Below are 6,528 nucleotides of genomic sequence, written 5' to 3' on the forward strand. Positions count from 1 at the left end.
AGAATACAATGACAAAACATGTGGTGATCACTGGGGCAAATCGCGGTATTGGCCTTGAGTTTGCAAAGCAGTATTTAGCGCAAGGTTATGAAGTAACTGCAGTAGTGCGTAAACCATCCACTGAGTTACAAGCGTTATCGGTTAACATCATCGAAGGGATTGATGTGAGCCAAGGTGATGATGTTGCCCGATTAGCATCAGCGCTTCAAGGCAAAGCAATAGACGTATTAATCAATAACGCGGGTATTTTTGAAAACGAAAGTCTCGCTAATATGGACTTTGAAGCCATCAATGCGCAACTTCAGATCAATGCGGTTGCGCCAGTGCGAGTTACACACGCCCTGCAAACTAACTTAAGCAATGGCAGTAAAGTGGCGATGATCACCAGCCGTATGGGCTCAATCGCTGATAATGGCTCAGGTGCTTACATTGGCTACCGTATGTCAAAGGCGGCACTCAATGCAGCCGGCGTGAGTTTAGCGCACGAACTAAAGCCTAAAGGCGTCGCAGTTTCCTTGCTACACCCGGGGTTTGTGCAAACGCAAATGGTTAACTTCGCCGGTGATATTTCACCGCAGGTTGCCGCTGAGCGATTAATACAACGCATAGAAGAGTTGAACTTAGACAACACGGGTAACTTCCGGCACTCAAACGGTGACATTTTACCTTGGTAAAACGAAGCAAATAAAATACGAACAGATGGCAGTCAATGCTTTCTGTTCTTCGCGTGTTCAGGTTAGGTTTGCTAAACTTGTGGCAATGATCACTTATCCTGAACAAATATCATGGAATTAGAACAAAACACACCACTCACACTGCCGCTTTTTTTACTTGATGAACATATTGAGCAGCGCGACCTCGACGCCTCTGACTTAACGTTGAGTGTGATCTTAGACGAAACCTTACTTGCCAATCTTTGCCAAAACCCAGCTGAAGAGCAAAGCATCAGTATTAATTTAGAAACCTACCAGTTATTTGCAGATAATTCTGACTTTAAACCTTTAATCAGCGGAGCCCACCAAGCGCAGTTATTACTTAATCGAGGTCCGGTATTAAGTGCTGTCGTCAGCAGCGGGGAGCAAGTGTTTATTTCTCCGCCAGTAGAAATGATGCCGACATTTGATCTAGGCGACGAAGAAGAGGAGGCGTAATGCCTTTTAAAAAAGGAGTTGTTCTTACTTGCCTACTTTTTCTAAGTGGTTGTGTTGCTCTAGCAGCCAACCACTACGAAACCTTGTTTGGGCCAGCACAAACACAGCAGCGCGAAGTCGTTGCAAACACACCGCATGCTGAGCAATACCTCAATGACGTAAAACCGATAATTGAGCAGCGTTGCGTGGTGTGCCACGGTTGTTACGATGCACCATGTCAGTTAAAACTGTCTTCGCCAGAAGGCATAGACCGCGGTTTGAGCAAAGAGCTGGTGTATGACGGTACTCGTTTATTAGCGCAAACACCTTCGCGTTTACTCATAGATGCGACATCCACCCAACAGTGGCGCGATAAAGGCTTTACTGCGGTGCTTAACGAACATCAGCAAAGTGCAGATGCAAACTTAGCGGCTTCTGTGATTTATCGTTCGTTATTACTCAAGCAAAATACAGAATTACCTGCGCAGCAAATACTGGGCGATGAATTCGATTTTAGCCTAGACAGAACAGCAACTTGCCCGAGTATTGAAGAGTTCGACAGCTATGCGCAAAACCAGCCACATGCGGGTATGCCTTATGGTTTGCCAGCGCTAGAGCAAAGTGAATTTGCTGTATTACACGATTGGTTAAAAAGCGGTGCTAAAATGGCCCAAATTGCCCCGCCGACCTTAACTGAGCTTGCACAAATTGAAATCTGGGAAGCGTTTCTAAACCAAGATAACCTCAAAGCGCGTTTGTCAGCGCGTTATATATACGAGCATTGGTATTTGGCGAACATTTTCTTTAATGAGGCTAATAAATCAGACTCGCCGAGCTTTTTTAAATTAGTGCGCTCAAAAACGCCACCGGGGCAGGCGATTGAAATTATTGCCACGCGCAGACCTTTTGATGAGCCAAACGTTGAACGCGTATATTACCGTTTTCAACATCAGCGCAGCACAGTATTGTCGAAAACCCATATGCCGCTGGCAATTAACGAGCAAAAGTTAGCGCGTTTAAAAACACAGTTTATTGAGGCGGATTATCAGGTTTCGAGCCTGCCAGGCTATACGCCTGAAATAGCTTCGAATCCGTTTAAGAGCTTTGCGCAGCTGCCCGTTAAGTCTAAATATCAGTTTATGCTAGACGAAGCCCATTTGATCATCAGTGGCTTTATCAAAGGACCAGTTTGCCGTGGCCAAATTGCATTGAATGTCATTAACGATCACTTTTGGGTCGCCTTTGTCGATCCAGAAAAAAATAGCTCACCAAAAATGGCCGAGTTCTTAATTCAAAATGACGATGAACTCGCGCTGCCAGCTGCTGAGCAAAGCAATGCCTTGCCTCTTTCAAGTTGGGCTAAATATGCCAAACGCCAGCATGAGTATTTAAATGCTAAAACGAAGTTAGCGAACCAAGTGTTTGCCGATGGTAGCAATTTAACTACAGACTTAATTTGGCAGGGTGAAGGGCATAACCGTAATGCAGCACTCACTGTATTTCGCCACTTCGACAGTGCCACAGTGGTAAAAGGCTTTGTTGGCCAACCACCAAAAACCATGTGGCTATTAGACTATGCGTTGTTTGAGCGTATTCATTACTTGCTAGTGGCCGGCTTTGACGTGTATGGCAATGTAGGGCATCAGCTTATTACCCGTTTATATATGGACTTTTTACGTCTTGAGGGCGAACAAAACTTTATTAATTTACTGCCGCAAGATGAAAGGCAAAAAGTCAAAAAACACTGGTACCGTAAGTCGCATTTAAGCTTAAGTGAATTCATTAATCGTAAGACTATTTTAGCTGCCCCGACGGGGATGCAATTTACCACCGCCGAGCCTAAGTTAGAGCTATACACTAAGTTTAAACAGCATTTGCAGCCTATTTTAAGTGAGCGCTATGCCTATAACTTAGTACCTAAGCCATTGGTAAAACTCAATGCGTTACCGAGCAAAGCCATTAACTTACTGCCTCAAGTGTCATTTATTTTGGTCAAACACGGCGAGCAGCATAAAGCGTATACGCTTATTCATCATAACGCTCACTACAATATTTCAAGTTTATTGAATGAAGAAGGTCAGCGTGCTTACGATGAAGATACTGCGACCCTAGTGCCGGGCTTCATTGGCGATTACCCCGAGGCTATTTGGTATTTGCCGAATTCGGATCATGTACAAAGCTTTGTTGAGAATATGCATAGTATTCAAAGTGAAGGCGACTATAGAGCTTTAAAACAGCAATTTGCAATACGCCGAAGTCACCCGCAATTTTGGCAATATAGTGATCTTTTGCATGAGGTTGCTAAGCAGTACAAGGTCATCGAATATGGAGTGTTCGATTACAATCGACTTGAGAACAGATAACTCTGTTGGGTATTATAGTCATTAATTAAAAAACGAAATTAGGAAGCGCACCATGTCTGCGAACACAACAAAGCTAGTCGTTATGCTAGAAATGCAAAACGCCATGAACACTAAGGTTCATGAGCAATGGTTTAACCAAGGGTTTGAATGGTATCGCGCTATTTGGGTTGAGTGTGCTGAAATGCTAGACCACTACGGTTGGAAGTGGTGGAAAAAGCAAACGCCAGATACTGAGCAAGTGATTTTAGAGCTGGTGGATATTTTCCACTTCGGCTTATCGCTACGTATTGACGGCGTTAAAAGCTACGAACAGCTAGCAACTGAGCTTGAAAAAGAACTAAGCGAGCCGCAACTTGCTGAAGACTTTAAACAAACTCTAGAGCAGCTAGCGGCAAGTGCGGTGGCTGATAAGTCTTTTAACGCGCAAGCATTTGCTGGCTGTATGCAGCAAATTGGTATGAGCATTGATGATTTATATCGTGGTTATGTGGGCAAGAATACCCTGAACTTCTTCCGTCAAGATCACGGTTATAAAGACGGCTCTTACATCAAAGTATGGAACGGTCAAGAAGACAACGAGCATCTAGTTGAAGTTGTGAAGAGTCTAGACACTGAGCATGCCGATTTTGCTAAGCAAGTTTATGCAGGGCTCAAGGCACGTTACCCTGCATAATATTTGAGTTAAGCTATCGGCAGTAAAGTGCGATAGTCAGTAATTGATAAATAGCCAGTGATGCCTTTCACTGGCTGTTTGCTATCTGGGTTCGCAACAGCCAATAAGTGCTCTACGCCAAATTGCTTAGCTGAAGCTAATACGCTTAAACTGTCATCAACAAACAGAGTTCTGCTTTTATCAAAACCCAAATCAGCTTGAACTTGCTGCCATAAGCTTTGGCTTTCTTTACTCACACCATACTCATGGGTTGAAATCAGCTTATCGAGGTATTGATCAAACTGCGTGCGTTCAACTTTTAAGCTCAAGCTATCAGGGTGTGCATTGGTGAGTAAAATTAATTCTTTTCCTGCAGCTTTTAACGCCTTTAAGAACTCCGGCACGTCATCACGCACAGTGATTAGATGCTGTATCTCACGTTTCAGTTCCATAATGGGGAGATCGAGTTCTTTTTGCCAATAGTCTAAGCAGTACCACTGTATTTTTCCTTCTACAGCTTGGTAGCGTTTCTCTATATCTGCAAAAGCTTCTGAGACACTGATATTGTGTTTCTTTGCGAGCTGTTCGGGGATCACATTTAACCAAAAATGGTTATCAAAATGCAGATCGAGCAGGGTGCCGTCCATATCTAATAAAACGGTATCGATTTTTGACCAATTTAACATAGGCATTTGTCGTTAAAGGCTTTATGATTAAGTTAACTGCCATATTAGCAAATAAACGCCTATGTCACAGAAAAAGCATCCAAACCCACCTGAAATTATCCACTGCGATGTAGTGGCCAAAAGTAAACTCTTTACCGTTGAAGCCTTAGATTTGACCTTTTCAAATGGTGAACAGCGTCAATATGAACGAATTCGAGGCGGTGGCCGAGGTGCTGTGATGGTGCTACCAATCACCGCAGACAACGAGCTTTTATTAGTCAGAGAATATTGTGCGGGCACGCATAACTATCAACTAGGCTTTCCTAAAGGCTTAATTGACCCTGGTGAAACCGCAAAGCAAGCTGGCAACCGCGAGCTAAAAGAAGAAGTGGGTATGGGGGCTGAGCAGTTTGATGAGTTAAAAACACTGTCACTGGCGCCGAGTTATTTTAATGCTCGCATGCACATTTTGGTTGCGCAAAATCTCTACCCAGAAAGTTTAGTGGGTGATGAGCCTGAACCGCTTGTGGTTGTAAAATGGCCATTAGATGAATGGCAATCCTTACTTGAGCAAGAAGACTTCACTGAAGCACGTAGCGTGGCAGCGCTTATGTTGTTACAAACCTTCCTAGCAGCAAAGGAGTAGCATATGCAGTCATTATTAGAGCCTTGTATTGAGCTTGCCCAAAAAGCAGGCCAAGCGATTATGGATATCTATAAACAAGATGACATTGGCCAACAGGAAAAGTCAGATCATACACCAGTCACCAAAGCTGATTTGGCCTCTAACGAAGTGTTGATGGCAGGTTTGCAGGCTATGGCACCCGACATTCCGATTATGTCTGAAGAAACGCCTATACCTGCTCTCGAAAAACGCCGCGAATGGCAGCGTTATTGGTTGCTGGATCCTATGGATGGTACAGGCGAGTTTATTCTGCAAAGTGGTGACTTTGCGGTAAATATTGCACTGATAGAAAACAACAAACCTGTGCTTGGGGTCATTTTCTGGCCTGCTAAAAATACCACATACTTTGCTTATGCAGGCATAGGTGCATTTAAGCGTGTGGGCGAAGAGCAGCAGCAAATTAGCGTTGCCTCGCCAGATAACTTAACTTTAGCGGTGAGTCGCAGGCAAAAACTCGAAGCAGTGAGCCAGTATTTAAATAGCCAATTTGATACCGTTGCACTCGGTTCATGTTCACTCAAAGCGTGTATCATCGCAGAAGGCAAAGCCGATTGCTTTTTAAGAATTGGCCCAACAGGCGAGTGGGACACGGGCGCTTCACAAGTTATCGTAGAAGAAGCCGGAGGCTGTATCACTGACTCTGAATTTAACCCCTTAACTTATAATCAACGCGAAACCACAGAAAATCCTGATTTTATCGTTATGGGTCATCCTGATTGGCAATTCCAAAAGCTGATCACGCCTCACCAGCGTATTGTTGAGTAAATGTTAAAAAGCTAGCAGGTAATGCTAGCTTTTTCGGTACTTTGCTAGGCTTTTGTTTTATTTTTATCCATTTAAACGCGATTTCGTGTTTTATGCCTTGCAATTAAAATTTAATCCATTATTATAGCGACCTCTTGAAAGGGAGACCTTTCAAAACTCATTAAAATAACGCTGTTTATTTTAATGTTACAGGCGCGGGATGGAGCAGCCTGGTAGCTCGTCGGGCTCATAACCCGAAGGTCGTCGGTTCAAATCCGGCTCCCGCAAC

At 43.8% G+C, this 6,528-nt stretch carries 7 protein-coding genes and 1 tRNA gene; 7 read left to right on the plus strand and 1 reads right to left on the minus strand.

The genetic code is table 11. The annotated features are described in order from the left end of the window. Nucleotides 1-8: 8 nt before the first annotated feature. The 4 genes from AC1HJP_RS20275 (at nt 9) to AC1HJP_RS20290 (ending at nt 4,166) form a co-directional block, all read left to right on the plus strand. Nucleotides 9-674 carry an SDR family oxidoreductase gene (locus AC1HJP_RS20275; protein ID WP_480363314.1) on the plus strand — a complete coding sequence of 222 codons (666 nt, stop codon included), beginning with the start codon at nt 9-11 and terminating at the stop codon, nt 672-674. Nucleotides 675-785: 111 nt separating this feature from the next. Next, nucleotides 786-1,151 carry a hypothetical protein gene (locus AC1HJP_RS20280; protein WP_480363315.1) on the plus strand — a complete coding sequence of 122 codons (366 nt, stop codon included), beginning with the start codon at nt 786-788 and terminating at the stop codon, nt 1,149-1,151. Then, nucleotides 1,151-3,493 carry a fatty acid cis/trans isomerase gene (locus tag AC1HJP_RS20285; RefSeq protein ID WP_480363316.1) on the plus strand — a complete coding sequence of 781 codons (2,343 nt, stop codon included), beginning with the start codon at nt 1,151-1,153 and terminating at the stop codon, nt 3,491-3,493. The genes AC1HJP_RS20280 and AC1HJP_RS20285 overlap by 1 nt, the downstream gene beginning before the upstream one ends. 52 nt (nt 3,494-3,545) lie before the next feature. Beyond that, nucleotides 3,546-4,166, plus strand: a complete 621-nt coding sequence (locus tag AC1HJP_RS20290) for a dUTP diphosphatase (protein WP_138484620.1) — start codon at nt 3,546-3,548, stop codon at nt 4,164-4,166. 8 nt (nt 4,167-4,174) lie between these two features. Here AC1HJP_RS20290 and yrfG read toward each other — a convergent pair whose 3' ends face one another. Further along, nucleotides 4,175-4,831 (minus strand): GMP/IMP nucleotidase, encoded by a 657-nt coding sequence (gene yrfG / locus AC1HJP_RS20295; RefSeq protein ID WP_480363317.1) that lies wholly within the window; start codon nt 4,829-4,831, stop codon nt 4,175-4,177. 61 nt (nt 4,832-4,892) lie between these two features. Here yrfG and nudE point away from each other — a divergent pair, with 61 nt between their 5' ends. From nudE to AC1HJP_RS20310, 3 genes are all read left to right on the plus strand, one after another. Next, nucleotides 4,893-5,456: an ADP compounds hydrolase NudE gene (gene nudE / locus AC1HJP_RS20300; RefSeq protein WP_480363318.1), complete on the plus strand. Its 564-nt coding sequence runs from the start codon at nt 4,893-4,895 to the stop codon at nt 5,454-5,456. Nucleotides 5,457-5,459: 3 nt separating this feature from the next. Further along, nucleotides 5,460-6,260 carry a 3'(2'),5'-bisphosphate nucleotidase CysQ gene (gene cysQ / locus AC1HJP_RS20305; protein ID WP_480363319.1) on the plus strand — a complete coding sequence of 267 codons (801 nt, stop codon included), beginning with the start codon at nt 5,460-5,462 and terminating at the stop codon, nt 6,258-6,260. 193 nt (nt 6,261-6,453) lie between these two features. Then, nucleotides 6,454-6,527 (plus strand) — tRNA-Met (locus AC1HJP_RS20310). Nucleotide 6,528 lies beyond the last annotated feature (1 nt).

Source organism: Pseudoalteromonas sp. NFXS53 (assembly GCF_056629255.1).